The organism is Arthrobacter sp. FW306-04-A (genome assembly GCF_044358315.1).
Classification (GTDB): Bacteria; Actinomycetota; Actinomycetes; order Actinomycetales; family Micrococcaceae; genus Arthrobacter.
Map to the genome: position 1 here is coordinate 517792 of NZ_CP084559.1, position 17309 is coordinate 535100.

Below are 17309 nucleotides of genomic sequence, written 5' to 3' on the forward strand. Positions count from 1 at the left end.
CTATTTCCGGTGGGCTGCGAAGAAATCGCGCAGCAAGGCCGAGCATTCGTCTTCGCGCACGCCCGCGTAGACCTCCACCCAGTGGTTGAGGCGGCGTTCCCGCAAGATGTCGAACACGGATCCGGCGGCACCGGCCTTCTCGTCCCACGCGCCGAAGACCACCCGCGGAATCCGCGCGAGCACAATGGCGCCGGCACACATCGCGCACGGTTCCAGCGTCACCACGAGTGTGCAGTCCTCGAGCCGCCAACCATCGCCACCTTCGCCGAGTTCAAGGGCGTGGCGTTGCAGGGCTGCTGCGGCCTCGCGGATGGCCACTATCTCGGCGTGCGCCGTTGGGTCGCCGTGCGCTTCCCGTTCGTTCCGTCCGGCACCCAACACGCCGCCGTCGGGCCCAAGAACCACCGCCCCGATCGGCACATCGTCCGTATCCAGTGCCAGCCGGGCCTCGTCCAAGGCAAGGCCCATCCAGGCCGCATGCTCTGCGTGATAAGGCTCGTTGGTGCTCATGCCTCAATGATAGTTTTGGACTCATGCGCACACTCGTCGTGGACCACCCGCTGGTCGCTCACAAGCTCACCGTTCTGCGGGATAAGAACACTCCTTCACCGGTCTTCCGGCAACTCACCGAGGAACTCGTCACCCTCCTGGCCTATGAGGCCACCCGCGAGGTCAGGACCGAACCGGTGGAGATCGAAACTCCCGTCACTAAGGCGATCGGTACCGCCTTCACCAAGCCGACGCCCCTGGTAGTCCCCATCCTGCGTGCAGGCCTCGGCATGCTCGAGGGCATGACCAAGCTGGTCCCCACTGCCGAAGTGGGCTTCCTTGGCATGGCCCGTGACGAAGAAACCCTGGACATCATCACCTACGCCGAGCGTCTCCCCGAGGACCTCACCGGCCGCCAGATCTTCGTGCTGGACCCGATGCTTGCCACGGGCGGCACCCTGCGCGAAGCCATCAAGTTCCTCTTCAAGCGCGGCGCCTCGGACGTCACCTGCATCTGCCTGCTGGCCGCGCCGGAGGGCCTGGCCAAGCTGGAGGAAGAGCTTTCCGACGCCAACGTGAAGATCGTTCTCGCCTCGATTGACGAGAGGCTCAATGAGAAGGCCTACATCGTGCCAGGCCTGGGCGACGCTGGAGACCGCCTATACGGCGTGGCCGGGTAGCTATACGGCGTGGCCGGGTAGCTGTACGGCGTGGCCGGGTAGCCGCGAATTCGTAGCCGGACCGTTTTCCCCACTTTTGGTACTGGAAAGCGCTTGCGACACGGCGAGTCGCGCCATTTCGGGGCTTCCGCGCGGCAAAGAAGGGGAGAAAGCTACAGGGCCGCTGGGACAAAGTCCCGGCATGAGGAACTAGCCCGCCTGGCGCTGTGCCCTGCTTGCCTTGAGCACCATGGGCAGCTTGGACCGCAGGGTGCATTCGAGCAACTCCTCCGCTGTGGAGTCCTGTGCGTAGATTTCCGGCAGGCGGATGCCGATCAGGGTGTTCATGAGCATGCCCTGCGCTAGGAAATCGCGGGCGGTTTCAGGGAGCAGGCCGGCTTCATCCCGGACCAGGCGGTAAATATCCAGGAATCCTTCCCTGGCCCGTGCGCCGATGGCGGGCTCGTGACCTGCCACGAAAGCCTGCATCAGCATCATGAGGATCCCGCGGTCTTCCACCAGATCCGCGTAGGCGATGGCCATGAGCTGTTTGAGTTGTTCCGGTCGGCCGCTCCCGGCGGCAGGATCAAGGTGCTGCAGTTCTTCGGTGAGCTCTCCGGCGTCGTAGGCTGCGATCACTTCGCGGAACGCCCGCAGCAACTTGCCTTGCGCGCGGTCCAAGGCCTCCAGGAACAGGGTTTCCTTGGTGCCGAACATGCGCACCACGTACGGCTGGCTGATCCCTGCGGCCTTGGCCACTTGGTCCGTGGTGGAGCCGGCGTAGCCACGCTCGGCGAAGACCCCCGTGGCAGCTTCCAAGATCAGCTTTCGCCGTTGCGCCGCAGGAATGCGCTCGGCAGTTACCTGGCCTGCTGAGCTTGTCTCGGGGGCGCCGGTGCCCGCTGTTTTCTTCACCACACTTGACATGTTATCAGCCGATAACTAACTTTGCCCTTTAAGTAATCATTCGATTACAACATCCCAATAAGTGGCACCTTCAGCGATCCCGTGGAGTCATCATGAAACGCACCATTCCCGTCTGGCTTGCCATTGTGGCGGCCTCCCTGCCTGTCTTCATGGCCACACTGGACAACCTTGTGGTCACCAATGCCCTGCCCGTGATGCACAAGGCCCTTGGCGCGAGCGTCGAGGAACTGCAGTGGATCGTCAACGCCTACTCCCTGAGCTTTGCGGCGTTCATGCTGCTGGCTGTTGGCCTGGGGGACCGCTTCGGCCGCCGCCACATCTTCATCGCCGGCCTTGCCATCTTCACCCTGGCCTCCGCAGCAGCCGCCGTCAGCACGGAACCGTGGCAGCTCATCGGCGCCCGCGCTGTGCAGGGCGTCGGCTCGGCGGCTCTCATGCCGCTTTCACTCACCCTTCTTGTGGGCTCGGTCAGCGACAAGCTGCGTCCGCTTGCCATCGGGATCTGGGGCGGAGTCTCGGGCTTGGGTGTGGCCCTTGGGCCACTGATTGGCGGCGCTGTGGTGGAGGGCTGGAGCTGGGAAGCGATCTTCTGGCTCAATGTGCCCATCGGAATCCTGTCGATTCCGCTGGCGCTCTTCGCATTGCCGAATAGCTTCGGCGCCCGTGTGCGCGCCGACGTCGTAGGCCTTCTTCTCTCCGGACTGGGCCTCCTGGCGCTCGTCTTCGGCATTGTCCGAGGGAACGACGCCGGCTGGTCCAGTGCCGAAGTGCTCGGCGCCTTGATCGGTGGCGGGGTCCTGCTGCTCGCCTTCGTTCTGTGGGAATCCCGCGTCGCCGCGCCGCTGCTTCCGCTCCGGCTCTTCCGCGACCGCAGCTTCACCGTGGCCAACCTCATCGGCCTGACCTTCAGCTTCGGGATCTTCGGGTCGGTCTTCATCCTCATCCAGTTCCTGCAGGTGGTGCAGGGCCACGGGCCTCTCGCGGCCGGTGTCATGACCATGCCTTGGACCCTGGCGCCCATGTTTGTGGCACCGCTTGCAGGCCTGTTGGCGCCGCGGCTCGGCACCAGGACGCTTATGGTCACAGGCCTCGCCTTGCTCACGGCGGGAATGTTTTGGCTCGCCGGAGTTCTTTCCGCGACGGTCCCGTATGAAACCCTGGTGCCCGGCTTCATTGCGGCGGGAATCGGTATGGGCCTGGTTTTCGCCCCGATGTCGACGGCGGTGCTCGCCAACATGCGCGCCGAACACCACGCGAAGGCGAGCGGCACCAACTCCACGCTCCGGGAGATAGGTGTAGCCCTCGGTGTGGCCGTTCTGACGGCAGTCTTCACCGGAGCTGGTGGCAAACTCACTCCCACGGGCTACGTCGACGCGGCCATTCCTGCCATCTACGTCGGTGCGTCCGTGCTGGTCCTTGCCACCTTGGTGGCGTGGCTTCTTCCGTCCCGCGCCCGCGCTCGCAGCCTGGCCGAGCAACTCGCCGCAAGCCAGGCTGAAACGGAAGCCGGTGTGGGCGCCCGGGGGAGCACCGCCGTCGAGCCTTCCCTTCAAACGGTCTAGCCCAAGGCGCGCGGAGCCGGGGCGATTGCCCTCTACCGGTTTTCCGGCTCCGCGGATAGCCTTTGGCGCATGGACTGGAAACTTGAACTTGTGTTTGTCCCTGTGTCCGATGTGGACCGCGCCAAGGATTTCTACGTCAACAAAGTAGGCTTCAACGCCGACTACGACGAGCGGCCCATGGACGGCATCCGCTTTGTCCAGCTGACTCCGCCGGGCTCGGCCTGCTCCATCTGCATCGGCGAGGGCCTCAACGATGCTCCTCCCGGCACCGCCCCCAGCTTGCAGATGGTGGTGGGCGACATTCAGGAAGCGCACGACCAGCTGAAGGCCAACGGGGTGGAAGTCAGCGACATCGACGTCCAGGACTGGGGCCACTTTGTGTACTTCGCCGATCCGGACGGCAACAAATGGGCCGTCCAGTACATCCCCGGCAGGCCGAACGGCTAGGACTCACGCCGTAAAAGTTGGTCTTCGGCCGGGCCGCGCGGGCAGGATGGATGCATGAACCTGCCTGTTGAATCCGTGAAAACCCTGACCGTCCGGGCTGTCCTCTTCGATATGGACGGAACCTTGGTGGACTCCACCGCGATCGTGGAACAGGTGTGGAGCGAATTCGCCGGCCGCTATGGACTGGACATCGAGGAGATCCTGCGGACCTCGCATGGGGTCCAAGCCAAGGACACGGTGCGCCGCTTCGCCCCGGCGGGAGCCGACATCGACGCGCTCGCCGAGGAACTCGGGGAGATGGAGCGGACGCGGACGGACGGGATTGTGGCATTGCCCGGAGCCGCAGAGCTGCTGGAGTCCCTGCCTGCCGACGCCGTCGCCATGGTCACCTCGGCTGATCGGATCCTCGCCGGGGTGCGCATGAAAGCAGCCGGCCTCGGCATGCCGGCGACCACGGTGACCTCCGAGGCCGTGACCCGCGGCAAGCCGGACCCGGAGGGTTACCTGATGGCGGCCGCGCTGCTCGGTGCCGAGCCAGCCGACGTCGTCGTTTTCGAAGATGCACCGGCAGGGATCGCTTCCGCTCTCGCCGCCGGAATGATGACCGTCGTAGTGGGCGACGCCGGCGGCGAAGTGGCAGATGGGCTGTGGCAGATCGCGGATTACTCCGCCGTCTCTGCCACAGCCACTCTGGACGCTTCGGGCCGCCGGGTCATCGAATTGCGGTTCTAGCCGGTCGCGAAGCCAGGCAGCTCAGCCGACCAGCCCGTACACCGTGGTTCCGCCGATGGTCTGCGCCTGGAAGTTCGCGGCCACCCATTGCGCGATCTGGGCCGGCGCCGCCGATCCACTGTCAGCCTGCATGGTGCCGCCGGCGATGAAGAAGTGGATCTTGCCTTGTGCCACGAGTTGCTGGAACTGCTCGAGCGTGGGAGACGGATCCGTTCCGTTGAATCCGCCGACCGCCATGACGGGCAGTTCAGTGGCAAGCTGGTAGCCGGCCGCGTTGTTGGAACCCACGACGGCGGCCGCCCAAGTGTAGCTGGACGCACCGGTTTTCAGTGCGGCCACCAATTCCGACGACGGCGTGGTGGCGCCGAGCAGGCCGCCCATGCCGCCACCTTGCCGGTTCCCGCCAAAGCCGGCCTGCGCGCCCTGCTGGAGTGCTTGCGGCGGAGTGTTTTGGGCAGTGTTTTGGCCAGCGCCGTTTTGTCCGAAACCGCCCCTGCCACCTGCGCCGAAGCCACCGAAACCGGTGGCCGGACCCGCACTCACGATTGCACCGCTGTGCGTCACGGATGCGGTTGATATGGAGTAGGCCAACGGCCCGGCGAGCGACGCCGCGAGGGCGAGCGCCGCCGTCGTGCGCTGGACGATGCGGGAAGTGAAGCGCCCGGCGAGCAGCAGTCCGGCCGCCGCGGCCAGGGCGGCGAGGAGCACCAGCCAGCGTAGCAGCGGACCATACACTGTGGTGCTGCCCAGGAGATCGAGAGCCATGAATCCGGCCACGGCCACAGCTACGGCAAGCAGCACCGCGGCGACGAGCTGCCCGCGACGCTGCCACAAAAGCACCCCGCCCAGGCCGGCGAGCCCGGCGATGCCCGGAGCCAAGGCAACTGCATAGTAGGGATGGATGATGCCGGCCATGAAGCTGAAGACCAGCCCGGTGACGAGCACCCACCCGCCCCACACGATCACCGAGGCACGGACGGCATCCGTGCGCGGGGCGCGTCGACCCAGCCACAGCAGCCCCGCCCCGAGGATCAACACGGAAGGCAGCAGCCACGCGATCTGGCCGCCGAACTCGCTGTTGAACATCCGGAACAGGCCGGGAACGCCCCAACCGTTGCCGCCGCCGACGCTGCCGGTCTCCTGGCCGCTGAGCCTGCCCAAGCCGTTGTAGCCGAGCGTCAGTTCCAGGATCGAGTTGTTCTGGGAGCCGCCGATGTAAGGCCGCATGTTCGCCGGAATGAGTTCGACGACGGCGAGCCACCAAGCAGCGGCTCCCACCATGGCCGCCCCCGCGTAGAGCAACCGAAGCAGCCGGCGGCCCACTCCACCCTGCGCGGCGACCACATAGGCCACGGCAAATCCAGGAACCACCAGCAGGACCTGGAGTTGTTTGGTCAGGAACCCGAAGCCCAGGAACACCCCGGCCAGCAGGAGCCAGCGCAATTTGTTGTCCTGGATGGACCGCAGCGTGGCGTAGCCGGCGGCTGTCATGAGGAGCACCAACAGGGCGTCCGGGTTGTTGAAGCGGAACATCAGGGTGGCCACAGGTGTGATGGCCATGACGACGGCGGCCAGCAGCCCCGCCCGGTGGGCGAGCCTGGGATCGCCCGTGGCCGGGGCCGCGGTCCGCCGTACTGCCAAGTACAGCAGCCAGGCCGTCGCCACCCCCATGAGCGCCTCGGGAACCAGGATGCTCCAAGAACTCAGTCCAAAGATCCGCACCGAGAGGCCCATGACCCAGAGCGACGCCGGCGGTTTATCCACGGTGATGGAGTTGGCGGCGTCGGAGGATCCGAAGAACCAGGCAGCCCAATCCTGCGAACCGGCCTGGGCTGCCGCGGAATAGAACGGGTTGGCCCAGCCGGAAGCGCCGAGGTTCCAGAGGTACAGGACCGCCGTCGCAACGAGCACGCTGGCCAGTTCCACACGGTGGCGCAGGGCCTGACGGGTTCGGCCGGTGCGGGCCCGGCCGTCCTGGACCTGCGGCGCTTGTGTCCGCGGCAGAAGTATCAAGCGGGATCGCGAAACCAACGGCAGGGGTGGCGCCGCGTGCTCTGACGTGGAATCGGTGTCCGGCTTTGACCCGGTGTCTGTCGAGTAGGAAGTGGTCATCGGAGGCTACTTTGTCAGCTTGTAGACGGTGGAGTTGCCCACAGTCTGGGCTTGGAAGTTCGACTGGACCCAAGCTGCCACCTCGGAGTTTCCGCCCCGGCCGCCGAATCCACCGCCGCCCATGCCGCCACCAGCGATGAAGTAGCCGATCTGTCCCTTGGCCACCATGTCCTGGAACTGTGCCAGCGTGGGGTAGGGATCGCCGCCGTTCCAGCCGCCGAGTGCGATCACGTTGGTGTTCGTGGCGAGCTCAAGGCTGGCCGCCTGGGTCGCTCCGGAAACGATCGCGGACCACTTGGTGGTGGTGGCCGTCAGCAGCGCGCTCAGTCCGGCGTCGGCCGTCCCCGCGCCACCCGGGCCGCCTGCGGCCTGATCCGCGGCACCCGACTGACCCGCGGCACCCGCCTGATCCGCTGCACCGCTCGTGGCTGAATCCCTTGTACCAAATCCATCAGTGCCGAACCCGACGGCGCGGTTTCCGAAACCGCCCATCGCGGAGCCGCTGGGACCCGACGTCGGGATGGAACCGGAGTGCGCGGTAGCCGCCGTCGCGAGCGTCCACGCCGCGGTGCCGAGGCCGCCGGCCAGGAGGGAAACGACGACGACGGCCGCGGCCGCCGCGCTGCGGAACCGGCCAGCGGGCCGTAGTGAGTCGAGGCGAAGCAGGATTGCGGCGGCGGCCACCACGCCCAGGACGATGATCACGATGCGCAGCCAGGGAAGCCATGAGGCATCGCGGCCCAGAAGAACCGCGGACCAGACTGAACTGCCGAGGACTACCACGGCCAGGATGATCCTGGCGGGCCAGTACCCGCGGCCCCGCCACAGTTCCACGCTGCCGATGCCCACCAATGCGGCGATTGCCGGTGCGAGCGCTACTGCGTAGTAGGGGTGGACAATGCCGCTCATGAAGCTGAAGACTCCCGCGGTGACCAGGAGCCAGCCGCCCCACAGGATGAGCGAGGCCCGGGTACGCGAGGCTCGTGCTTCCCGGCGGGTGAACCAGAGGCCGGCAGCCAGCAGTATCAAGGCCGCAGGCAGAAGCCAGGAGACCTCAGCGCCGAAGCTCGTGCCGAACATGCGGGCGATCCCCGCAGCTCCACCGAAGCCGGCGTTCCCGCCACCACCGCCACCGAAACCGCCCAGAGCACCTGCTGGCGCGCCGACGGTGCCGCCTCCGCCGACGGTGCCGCCTCCGCCGCCGGGCATGCCTTCGCCCGAGCCCGTAATGCGGGACAGCCCGTTATAGCCGAAGGTCAGCTCGAGGAAGCTGTTGGTTGTCGACCCTGCCATGTAAGGCCGTGCCGAAGCCGGAATCAGCTGGAAAAGAGCGATGTAGCTGCCAGCCACCACGGCGATACCGGCCAGTGCGCCGAGCAGGTGCAGCAGCCTCCGCCGCAACGTGGTGGGGGCGGCCCAGAAGTACGCGAGTCCCAGGCCCGGAACAATCAGGAAACCCTGCAGCATTTTGCTCAGGAACGCGAGGCCCACTACGGCTCCGGCTGCGGCGAGCCACTTCCAGCCCGCGCGTTCAATTGCGCGAGTGGTGAAGTACGCCGCCAACACCAGGCACAGGGTCAGCATGGCGTCGGGGTTGTTGAAGCGGAACATGAGTGCGGCCACCGGGGTCAGCGCCAGGGCGCCGCCGGCAAGCAAACCCGCTCCGGGTCCGGATACGCGCTTGACCGTGATATAGAGGAGACCGACGGCGGCTACGCCCATCAGTGCCTCGGGAACCAGCATGCTCAGGGACGAGAAGCCGAAGATCCGGCCCACCAAGGCCGGGATCCACAGCGATGCGGGTGGCTTGTCCACGGTGATGGCATTGCCGGCGTCGAGCGAACCGAACAGCAATGCTGTCCAGTCCTTGGTACCGGCCTGGATGGCTGCAGCGTAGAAGGAGTTTCCGTAGCCGGTGGCCGCGAGGTTCCACAGATACAGGAACGCGGTGGCCACGAGGAGCCCGGCGGCGGACGGCCGTACCCAGCGGGGCTGCCGGCCAAAGGCGTATCGGGCCCAGCGGGGCGTGGTTCCCGAGGCCCCGGGAGTTGATGGCCCAGTGGAGCGGTGGCCGTGGCCTGCGTCCGCAGTTCCGACGGCGGGCTCCGTGCCTGCGTGAGAGATCGTGGAGGTCATGATGCTGCCGTTTCTGTGAGCGGGCTGTCTGGTGAGGTTGATTCGATCACTGGCTCTGGCTGGGCCGGCTGAACCGACGGGACCGGCAGCGCCGGCCGTCTTCCGGGTTGCCGGAAGACCCACAAGCGGAACAACAGGAAGCGGACCGCAGTTGCGGCGAGGTTTGCCCCGACCACGGTGAGGAGCTCGCCCCAGCGGTCCGGCGTCGTCGTACTGTGCACCAAGGCGAGCGCCCCTGAGGTGAGCGCAAGGCCGATGCCGAAGACGATCAATCCCTCGAAGTGGTGCCGCACGGGATTGCCGCCCTGGATGCCGAAGGTGAAGCGGCGGTTGGCGCCGGTGTTGGCGATGGCCGTGATGAGCAGCGCCAGGAAGTTGGCCAGCTGCGGGTCCATGAATCCGCGGCAGAACAAGAAAATGAGCACGTAGGCGAGAGTCGACGCAGCACCGATCGCGGCGAACCGGACCAGTTGCCCGAAGAGGCTGCTGCGCGGGCTCTGCTCTGCCGTACGGGACGACGCCGGGAGCGGGCCGCGGGCAAGGGCTGCGCGCAGTTCCGGGATGGGGATGCGTCCGGAGACGAGGTCCCGCGTGAGCCGGGCCATGCCGCGGATGTCGGCCAGGGCGGTGCGCACCACGTCGACGCTGGAATTGGGATCGTCGATCCAGTCCACGGGCACTTCGTGGACCCGGAGGCCGCAGCGTTCCGCGAGGACCAAAAGTTCAGTGTCGAAGAACCAGGAGTTGTCCAAGGTGTGGGGGAGGATCTGCTGGGCAACGTCGGCCCGGATCGCTTTGAAGCCGCACTGGGCATCACTGAAGCGGGCGCCCATGAACGAGTGCAGCATCAGGTTGTAGCTGCGCGAGATGAATTCGCGCTTGGGGCCGCGGACAACCCGGGAGTTGCGGGTTAGCCGTGTGCCGATGGCGAGGTCCGAATGGCCGGAGATCAGTGGCGCCAAAAGGGGCGCCAGCGCGGCGAGATCCGTGGACAGATCCACGTCCATGTAGGCCAGAACGGGCGACGGCGATGCGAGCCACACCTTGCGCAACGCGTTGCCGCGTCCCTTCTCCTCAAGGTGGACCACCACGAGCTCCGGCAATTCCCTGGCCAGCCGTTCGGCGATTTTCAAGGTGCTGTCCGTGCTGGCGTTGTCGGCCACGGTGATGCGGAAGCCGTGTGGGAAAGATTCGCGCAGATGGCCGTGAAGCCTGCGCAGGCACTCTTCGAGGTCGCGTTCCTCGTTGAAGACGGGGATCGTGACATCGAGGACGGGGACAGCGGCGCGGATGTCCACGGGGGTGCGCCGCACTGAGCTGTATTGAACGGCAGTGCTGCGTTGAATTGGGGTTCTGGGTTGAATCGGGAGGCCCGGCGGCACCACCGCGGGGTCCTTCAGGGTTCCTGTGGTGGATTCGATGAGCGTCATGTATCCAGAGTGCCGCCGCCGAATATGAGTGCTTTAGGCGGAACCTGTGACACGGCTGTGGATGTGGGAGAGGCCTGGTTAACGCACTAGAGGTCCGCCCCTTGAAGGGACGGACCTCTGCGTACGTTGTGCGTTTTAGTACCAGTTGTGGGCCAAGTGGAAGGCCCAAGCCGCAGACGGGGATCCGTAGCGTTCCTTGATGTAGTTCAAGCCCCAGCGGATCTGGGTCTGGTAGTTGGTCTGCCAATCGGCGCCTTCGGATGCCATCTTTTCGCCCGGCAGTGACTGGGCAATGCCGTAAGCGCCGCTCGAGGCGTTGGTGGCAGTGGTCCGCCAATCGGATTCCTTGTTCCACAAGGTCATCAGGGAGGACATTTCGCCTTGGCCCCACCCGTAGGAGGAAAGCATGCTCGCTGCGTAAGCCTGGGCGCCGGCGGGGTCATCGACGGCGACCTGCACAGCCGGGGCTGCCGGAGCGGGAGGTGCCACGGGAGCGGGCGGCGCAGCCGGTGCCGCAGCCTGGGGTGCGACGGCGGCAGGAGCTGGAGCGGGAGCCTGCGTCGGAGCGGTGCTCGGCTTGGCACTTTCGCTGGCCGACGGCGTAGCGGTGGCGGACGGCGTCGCGCTGTGCTCTGCAACCGCGCGCGATTCGGACGTCTGGCTCATGTCCTGGGCACTGATGGCTTGTCCGGCGGCCTGGGTGGCGGCGCCTGCCCCGAGGAACACAGCAACGACGCCGGCAACAACTGCCATGCGCTGGCTGGTGCCGAGGTTTGCGGCGGCTCGCCTCAGGGTGGAACGTGACTTGTTTTTCCGGGCAGTTTCGCCGCGGTGGCGCGCAACAGGGCGCGACTGATTCTTGGAATCAGACATGGTGATTGCCTCTCGACGCCTGCGGAGTTAGCTGTCGGATTCGGATGAGGTCATCCGGCCGTGGCCACTCGGAATAGTGGCGGTACGGCTTCACCCCTAGGGCTGGCTCAACATGAGCGCTTGCCCGGAGACCTGGGTCCCCCGTCTCTGCCTGGAGTTTGGGCACCGGGGAGTGGCAGAGCTCGGCGCCTACCCGGCGGTGGCCGGAACAATCCTGCGCACCCATTCGACGGTACAGGAGCACACAGGATAAGTCACATTTAGGTAACGGAGATCACGACGCCGGTGCGCCGACTTGCGCTCGCCGCCCTCCGGCGTCGTGGTCTTCTCGGCGGCCCTTCAGGCCGTCGCGGTTCTGAGCGCTGGAAGCCGCACGGCAAATTCCGTCCGGCCGGGACGCGAGGCCACCTCGACGGTGCCTCCATGGGCCTGAACGATCGATTCCACGATCGACAGGCCGAGCCCGGACGTGCCCTCGGAACCGGAACGGGCGGCGTCGGCACGGGCAAAGCGCGAGAAGATCCTGCCTTGGAATTCAGGCGGAATGCCGGGCCCGTTGTCGGTCACGGTGACCACGGCGCTGCCGTCGGCCGAGCGCATGACTCCCGTGACCACGGTGGTTCCCGCCTCGGTGTGCTTGCGGGCGTTGGACAGCAGATTGGCCAGGACCTGGTGGAGCTGGGTGGTGTCGCCGCGGACAGTGAGGGGCTCATCCGGGAGCTTGAGCTGCCAGATGTGCTCGGGGGCCATGACTTTCTCGTCGCTCACGGTCTCGATCACCAACTGCGTGAGGTCCACGTCGGTGAACTCGGGTGCCTTGCCTTCGTCGAGCCGCGCCAGGAGAAGGAGGTCCTCCACGAGGGTGGTCATCCGTTCGGACTGGCTTTGCACCCGGCCCAGCGACTTGCGGCCGTCCTCGGTGAGCGTCTCCGTCATGCGCAACAGCTCTGTGTAGCCGCGGATCGCCGTCAGCGGCGTCCGCAGCTCGTGCGAGGCATCGGCCACGAACTGGCGCACCTTGGTTTCGCTTTGCTGGCGTGCCTCCAGCGCGCTGGAAACGTTGTCCAGCATGAGGTTCAGAGCATGACCGACGCTGCCCACCTCGGTGCCGGGGTGGGCCGCCGACGCCGGGACGCGCACCGCGAGGGCCACCTCGCCGGCGTCGAGCGGAAGCTTCGATACTTTCGTGGCGACGTCGGAGAGTTGCTCCAGGGGACGCATGGTGCGGCGGATCAGCACGGTTCCCGCGAGTCCAATGAGCACCAGCCCGCCCAAGGACACCAGCACCATGGTCCACACGAGCGAGGCCTCGGTGTCCTCTTTCGAGGCGAGGGGCAGCCCCGTGATGACAACATCGCCGTAAGGGGTTTCAGTGGCGACCAGCCGGTACCCGCCATTGGAAAGGGTCCGATCAACCGGGTGGCCATCGTGGGGGAGAGCCAACAGGATTCCGGCATCGTTGGGCGACAAGGACGTACGGGTGGCATCGGAGGACAAGAACCCGGCACTGCTCACCTGGCTGCCAAGAATGCGTGCATTCAGCGTGCCGATGCTCTGGCCTCGGGCGTCCAAAGGATCTGGGCGTCCATTCGGATCACCTATGGGCGGGCGGCCGTGGGAAGCCTGCATCAATTGCTGGTCGAGCTGCTTCGTGAGGAACACGTCCATGGAGGCGTAGCTGACCACCCCAACGGCTCCGCAGATGGCCACCAGGAGTGCCATGGAGACCAGGATCAGGCGTGTGCGCAGGTGCCAGGTTGAAGGATCGAACCAGCTATGGTCGGTCTGGCGGGGGATACCCGAGAGTGCGGACATTCGGCGTCCCGGGCTATTCGGCAGGCTTGATGACGTAGCCGGCTCCGCGCACAGTGTGGATCATGGGCGGGTGGTTGGCCTCGATCTTCTTGCGGAGGTATGAGATGTAGAGCTCCACGATGTTGGCTTGCCCGCCGAAGTCGTAGTCCCATACGCGGTCCAGGATCTGGGCCTTGCTGACCACGCGCTTGGGATTTTCCATGAGGTAGCGCAGGAGCTCGAACTGGGTTGCCGTCAGCTGGATGTCTTCGCCCCCGCGGGTGACTTCGCGGGTGTCCACGTTCAGGGTCAAGTCACCCACAACCAGCTCGGCCGTGTCCATCGCGGCAACGCCCGAACGCTGGACCAAGCGATGCAGCCGCAACAGGACTTCCTCCATGCTGAACGGCTTGGTGACATAGTCGTCCCCGCCCGCGGCCAACCCGACGATGCGGTCCTGAACGTCGTCCTTCGCGGTGAGGAAGAGCGCAGGCACCTCGGGCGCAAAGGCGCGGATCCTGCCCAGCAGCTCGACGCCGTCGAACCCTGGAAGCATCACATCCAGCACCAGGACATCGGGCCGGAAGTCCTTGGCGAGCTTGACTGCAGTGGGACCGTCGCCGGCCACGGCCACCGACCAACCCGCCATGCGGAGGCCCATGCTCATGAGCTCGGCGAGGCTGGGTTCGTCGTCCACCACAAGGGCGCGGATGGGGGAACCGTCCGGGTGGCTGAGCTGGGGAAGGTTGTTTGTCATGGAGTGCGAGGATGCCATGAGACAACTCTCCAATCTGCCGGTTTGCCGGTGCTTTGCCGATGCTGTGAGCACCCTGTGAGTCCCAGCCTAGCCACCTGTCCAAAGGTTGTGCCGGTTCGGGGCGGACCCGGCGACGGATTCTGCTGGATCACTCCTCCGTCCAGCCTGTCGATCCGCGCGATCACGGGCCCCGGCTCCCGCGCGCGGCGAGTGATCCAGCAGAATCCGACACGCCACTGCTGCAGGTCACAGGAAGGCCTGCCGTTCGGCACAGCCCGCACACAGCAAAGCGGCTGACGCTGTTTGGGACAAGGACAACTACGACCCAAATAGTCTCAACTTCGATGGAGAACACCATGGATCAGCAAAACAACCCCTCCGTACCTGGGTCCGCGCCAGGGTCCGTGCCGGGGAATGAGCAGCCGCAGCCGGTGATCCGGCCCCTTGATGATTCGGGACAGCCTTCAGCCGGGCAGCCCGCCGCCGGCTGGGGTGCGCCGTCGCAATACACTCCCGGGCAGCCCCGTCCCTCGTTCTTCAAGAACTGGACGCTGAAGAAGGGGCTCATCGTCGGAGGGGTCGCCGTCGTCGTCGCTGCGGCGGCCGGAGCAGGTGCATACGCAGCTGGAAATGGAACTGCTGCTGATTCCAGCAATGCCCTCGGGCCAGGTGCCGCGGGACAGACCGGGCAGAACGGCCAGGGCGGATTCGGTGGCCCGGGTGGCACGAACGCCGGCCCGGGCGGCCTCGGTGTGGGGATGGGCGGCCTGAATGCGGCCATCCATTCTGAGTACGTCGTTCTCCAAAACGGTAGCTACGCCACCATGGCTGGACAGCTGGGCACGGTCACTGACATCTCGGCGAGCTCCATGACGGTCAAGAGCGAGGATGGATTCACCCGCACCTACGTCCTTGGAACGGACGTTGTAGTCGAGGAGGGAATGCGCCAACGGGGAAGCACAACCAGCGGCACCACCCTGACCCTTGCCGATGTGAAATCCGGATCCAGCGTGAGGGTCACTGCGCTCAAGGAATCTGACAAGTACACTGCCCAGTCCATCCAGATCGTGACTGCCACTGCCACCTCGAGTAATCAAGGGACCGGCACTACCAACTAGTGATGGGTGCTTAAGGTGTCCGTCGTGCCCCTCTTTGCCGCGCTTTGTCCTCAGAACGGCACGCCTCACAGCGTCGCAAGCGCTTTCCGAAAGCAGCGAGGGTCACGACGGCATCCCAACCGGCCTTCAAACCGACCCCGCCCGGCCTTCAAACTGTGCCCTGCACAGTCTTCTACAAGGGCCTTAGCAGACGATTTGCCGGAAAATTTTCATGAGAAGCAGATTCGGGATTGGACAAGGGTTGTTTCATATCTCGAGATTCAAAGGCAAGCGCGTGACGTGACTTAAGATTCAAAAACTGGCACTTCGATCAAATTATCTTCGAATATTGCTTCCCATGCGGCCATTGTGACGAACGAGAATGGGTCACATTTGGACATGCTTGAATTGTGACATGCGGCACAATAGTGTGATTCGTCTCAAAATGTGGACGGTTTGATCCTTTGTTACTTGCAAGTTCCCTTTGTTACGTTGCACACTTCAAATGTGAACAAGAACTCAACAGCATCTGCAGCCGCAGCGATCGAACCCAGCACACCCGCTGGTTTTTCGATGAGCTGTTGTCGAATGCATGCCTAACTTTCGACCCCAAAAAGTTTCAGGCATTCGCCCCCTGCCCAGCGTCGGGCGCCCCTCCCCATCTCATTGCGGGGACCAGACCAGCATTCGAAGCCGCGATGACGGCTATTCACTTTGAGGTAAGCAATCCATGTCAGTTGCATCCGGATACGTCCACATCTCCGTCCGTAACGCCAACAAGGCCGCGTCGAACGCCGGCCTTCGTCCCGGCTTCGGCAACCGCCCGGCCTATGCCCAGCCCGCACCGCAGGGTGGAAGCCAGGCACCCGGTTACGTGCCCCAGGGCTACAACCCCAACTCCTATGGCCAACTCCGCGCCGTTCCCGCCAACGAGGCCTCGCCGATGACTGCACCCACCCCTGTCTTGGCTCCAGCCGACCGCTCCATCCGCCCCGTTGCCAATGACAATGTGGCCCGTGGCTTCGTGCTCTACATGGGCATCGACGAAGACACCGCGGCGGCTGCCGGAACATCCATCGCCAAGCTTGCCCAGGAAATCCGTGCCTACGCACAATCCCTCGTTTCCGGTGCCGAAAGCTACGCCGCCGTCGCGGTAGCCCCGGCCAGCGCGCCGGGTTCCGCGCTCGACGTCGTCCGCTCGACTTTCGGTGACCCGACGGTTGGCAATCGCCAGCGTTCCGAGGCGCTCCGCCCGCAGCCCGCACAGGAGGCCCGCCCGTCCGGCGTCTTGATCGACCTCGCCCGCCGCGAAGTGCACCTCGACGGCGAATCCCTGAACCTCACGTTCAAGGAGTTCGAGCTCCTCAACTACCTCGTCGAAAACGGTACCCGCACCGTGGGCCGGGATGAACTCCTTGAAGGCCTGTGGCGCAACGCCGAAGAGGTTCCCAACGAGCGCACCATCGACGTGCACATCCGGCGCCTCCGCTCCAAGCTTGGGCGCCTCGCGAACACCGTCCGCACCGTGCGCGGCCAGGGCTACCGCTTCTACGAGCACCCCGAGGTAATCGTCTGGGCCGCTCCGGAATACTCGATCTAGCCCGACCCGCTCGATGCGCCCGCTCCCTGCCATGGGGGCGGGCGCTTTCGGGATATCCCGCTCACGCTACAGCGCCCGCGCCAAAGGGTCAGCCGCATTCCTGCGCTCAGGACCAGTGAGCATGTGCCTCTGCGGCGATAGGGTGGGGGGATGAGCGAGCATCACATCAAACGGCTGGTGATCATGCGGCATGCGAAGTCGGACTGGCCTCTCGGGGTGCCGGATCATGAACGGCCCCTTGCGGAGCGTGGCCACCGGGAAGCGCCACTTGCCGGGAAATGGCTCCTGAAGCACCATGTGGTTCCGGACTTCATCCTGTGTTCGTCCGCGCTGCGTACCCGCCAGACCTGTACTTGGGTATGCAGCGAACTGGGGGACAAAGCGCCTACGCCGAAACTCGAGGACGGCCTGTACGCCGCCTCCGCGCAGCGCATGCTGACCGTCATCAACCACGTGCCGGAGACCGTCACAACGCTCATGATTTTCTCGCACATGCCCGGTGTGCAGGACCTCGCCATGCACTTGGCGTCCCGTGACTCGGACCACGACGCCTACATGGACGCCGCTACCCGATATCCGACCAGTGCCATGACAGTGATGGAACTGGAGAAACCTTGGGCGGAACTTGATGGGCAGGACGCACGCCTGACCCACTTCACTGTTCCTCGTGCAAAATAGCCACGACCAAAGTAGT

General features: G+C 65.3%; 15 protein-coding genes and 1 riboswitch. Of the genes, 7 read left to right on the plus strand and 8 right to left on the minus strand.

Annotated elements, in window-relative coordinates; translation table 11 throughout:
- A complete protein-coding gene (locus tag LFT43_RS02515; protein ID WP_395800945.1) occupies positions 1 to 510 on the minus strand; it encodes a nucleoside deaminase in 510 nt (169 codons plus the stop codon).
- Between the two features lie 23 nt (positions 511 to 533).
- Here LFT43_RS02515 and upp point away from each other — a divergent pair, with 23 nt between their 5' ends.
- Entirely contained in the window at positions 534 to 1169 is a 636-nt protein-coding gene (upp, locus tag LFT43_RS02520) for a uracil phosphoribosyltransferase (protein ID WP_395800947.1), read from the plus strand.
- Positions 1170 to 1358: 189 nt separating this feature from the next.
- Here the strand turns inward: upp and LFT43_RS02525 are convergent, their stop codons facing one another.
- Complete coding sequence (locus LFT43_RS02525; RefSeq protein ID WP_395800949.1) at positions 1359 to 2066, minus strand: TetR/AcrR family transcriptional regulator; 708 nt, start codon at positions 2064 to 2066, stop codon at positions 1359 to 1361.
- A gap of 101 nt (positions 2067 to 2167) precedes the next feature.
- Here LFT43_RS02525 and LFT43_RS02530 point away from each other — a divergent pair, with 101 nt between their 5' ends.
- The 3 genes from LFT43_RS02530 to LFT43_RS02540 all read left to right on the plus strand — a co-directional run bounded on the left by LFT43_RS02530 (position 2168) and on the right by LFT43_RS02540 (position 4816).
- Positions 2168 to 3637 carry an MFS transporter gene (locus LFT43_RS02530; protein WP_395800951.1) on the plus strand — a complete coding sequence of 490 codons (1470 nt, stop codon included), beginning with the start codon at positions 2168 to 2170 and terminating at the stop codon, positions 3635 to 3637.
- 69 nt (positions 3638 to 3706) lie between these two features.
- Positions 3707 to 4084 (plus strand): VOC family protein, encoded by a 378-nt coding sequence (locus LFT43_RS02535; protein ID WP_395800954.1) that lies wholly within the window; start codon positions 3707 to 3709, stop codon positions 4082 to 4084.
- Positions 4085 to 4138: 54 nt separating this feature from the next.
- On the plus strand, positions 4139 to 4816 hold the full coding sequence (locus LFT43_RS02540; protein ID WP_395800956.1) for an HAD-IA family hydrolase: 678 nt from the start codon (positions 4139 to 4141) through the stop codon (positions 4814 to 4816).
- Positions 4817 to 4837: 21 nt separating this feature from the next.
- On the opposite strand, the gene LFT43_RS02545 is transcribed toward LFT43_RS02540, so the two are convergent.
- The 6 genes from LFT43_RS02545 to LFT43_RS02570 all read right to left on the minus strand — a co-directional run bounded on the left by LFT43_RS02545 (position 4838) and on the right by LFT43_RS02570 (position 13936).
- Positions 4838 to 6928, minus strand: coding sequence for an ArnT family glycosyltransferase (locus LFT43_RS02545; protein WP_395800958.1), 2091 nt, complete (start codon positions 6926 to 6928; stop codon positions 4838 to 4840).
- A gap of 6 nt (positions 6929 to 6934) precedes the next feature.
- Entirely contained in the window at positions 6935 to 9064 is a 2130-nt protein-coding gene (locus LFT43_RS02550; RefSeq protein WP_395800960.1) for a glycosyltransferase family 39 protein, read from the minus strand.
- On the minus strand, positions 9061 to 10494 hold the full coding sequence (locus LFT43_RS02555) for a glycosyltransferase (RefSeq protein ID WP_395800962.1): 1434 nt from the start codon (positions 10492 to 10494) through the stop codon (positions 9061 to 9063). Before LFT43_RS02555 ends, LFT43_RS02550 begins: the two co-directional genes overlap by 4 nt.
- A 135-nt stretch (positions 10495 to 10629) precedes the next feature.
- Positions 10630 to 11367: a hypothetical protein gene (locus tag LFT43_RS02560; protein ID WP_395800964.1), complete on the minus strand. Its 738-nt coding sequence runs from the start codon at positions 11365 to 11367 to the stop codon at positions 10630 to 10632.
- Between the two features lie 2 nt (positions 11368 to 11369).
- Positions 11370 to 11542, minus strand: a riboswitch (cyclic di-AMP (ydaO/yuaA leader).
- 164 nt (positions 11543 to 11706) lie between these two features.
- Positions 11707 to 13182: an ATP-binding protein gene (locus LFT43_RS02565; RefSeq protein ID WP_395800966.1), complete on the minus strand. Its 1476-nt coding sequence runs from the start codon at positions 13180 to 13182 to the stop codon at positions 11707 to 11709.
- A 13-nt stretch (positions 13183 to 13195) separates the two neighbouring features.
- Positions 13196 to 13936 (minus strand): response regulator transcription factor, encoded by a 741-nt coding sequence (locus tag LFT43_RS02570; RefSeq protein WP_395800968.1) that lies wholly within the window; start codon positions 13934 to 13936, stop codon positions 13196 to 13198.
- A gap of 338 nt (positions 13937 to 14274) precedes the next feature.
- Between LFT43_RS02570 and LFT43_RS02575 the strand changes: the two genes are divergently transcribed.
- The 3 genes from LFT43_RS02575 (at position 14275) to LFT43_RS02585 (ending at position 17293) form a co-directional block, all read left to right on the plus strand.
- On the plus strand, positions 14275 to 15036 hold the full coding sequence (locus tag LFT43_RS02575) for a hypothetical protein (RefSeq protein WP_395800970.1): 762 nt from the start codon (positions 14275 to 14277) through the stop codon (positions 15034 to 15036).
- Positions 15037 to 15745: 709 nt separating this feature from the next.
- The gene (locus LFT43_RS02580; RefSeq protein ID WP_284984188.1) at positions 15746 to 16615 is read left to right on the plus strand and encodes a winged helix-turn-helix domain-containing protein; all 870 of its coding nucleotides are present in this window, start codon (positions 15746 to 15748) and stop codon (positions 16613 to 16615) included.
- 150 nt (positions 16616 to 16765) lie between these two features.
- Positions 16766 to 17293, plus strand: a complete 528-nt coding sequence (locus LFT43_RS02585) for a SixA phosphatase family protein (protein ID WP_395800972.1) — start codon at positions 16766 to 16768, stop codon at positions 17291 to 17293.
- The last annotated feature ends 16 nt before the right edge of the window (positions 17294 to 17309 follow it).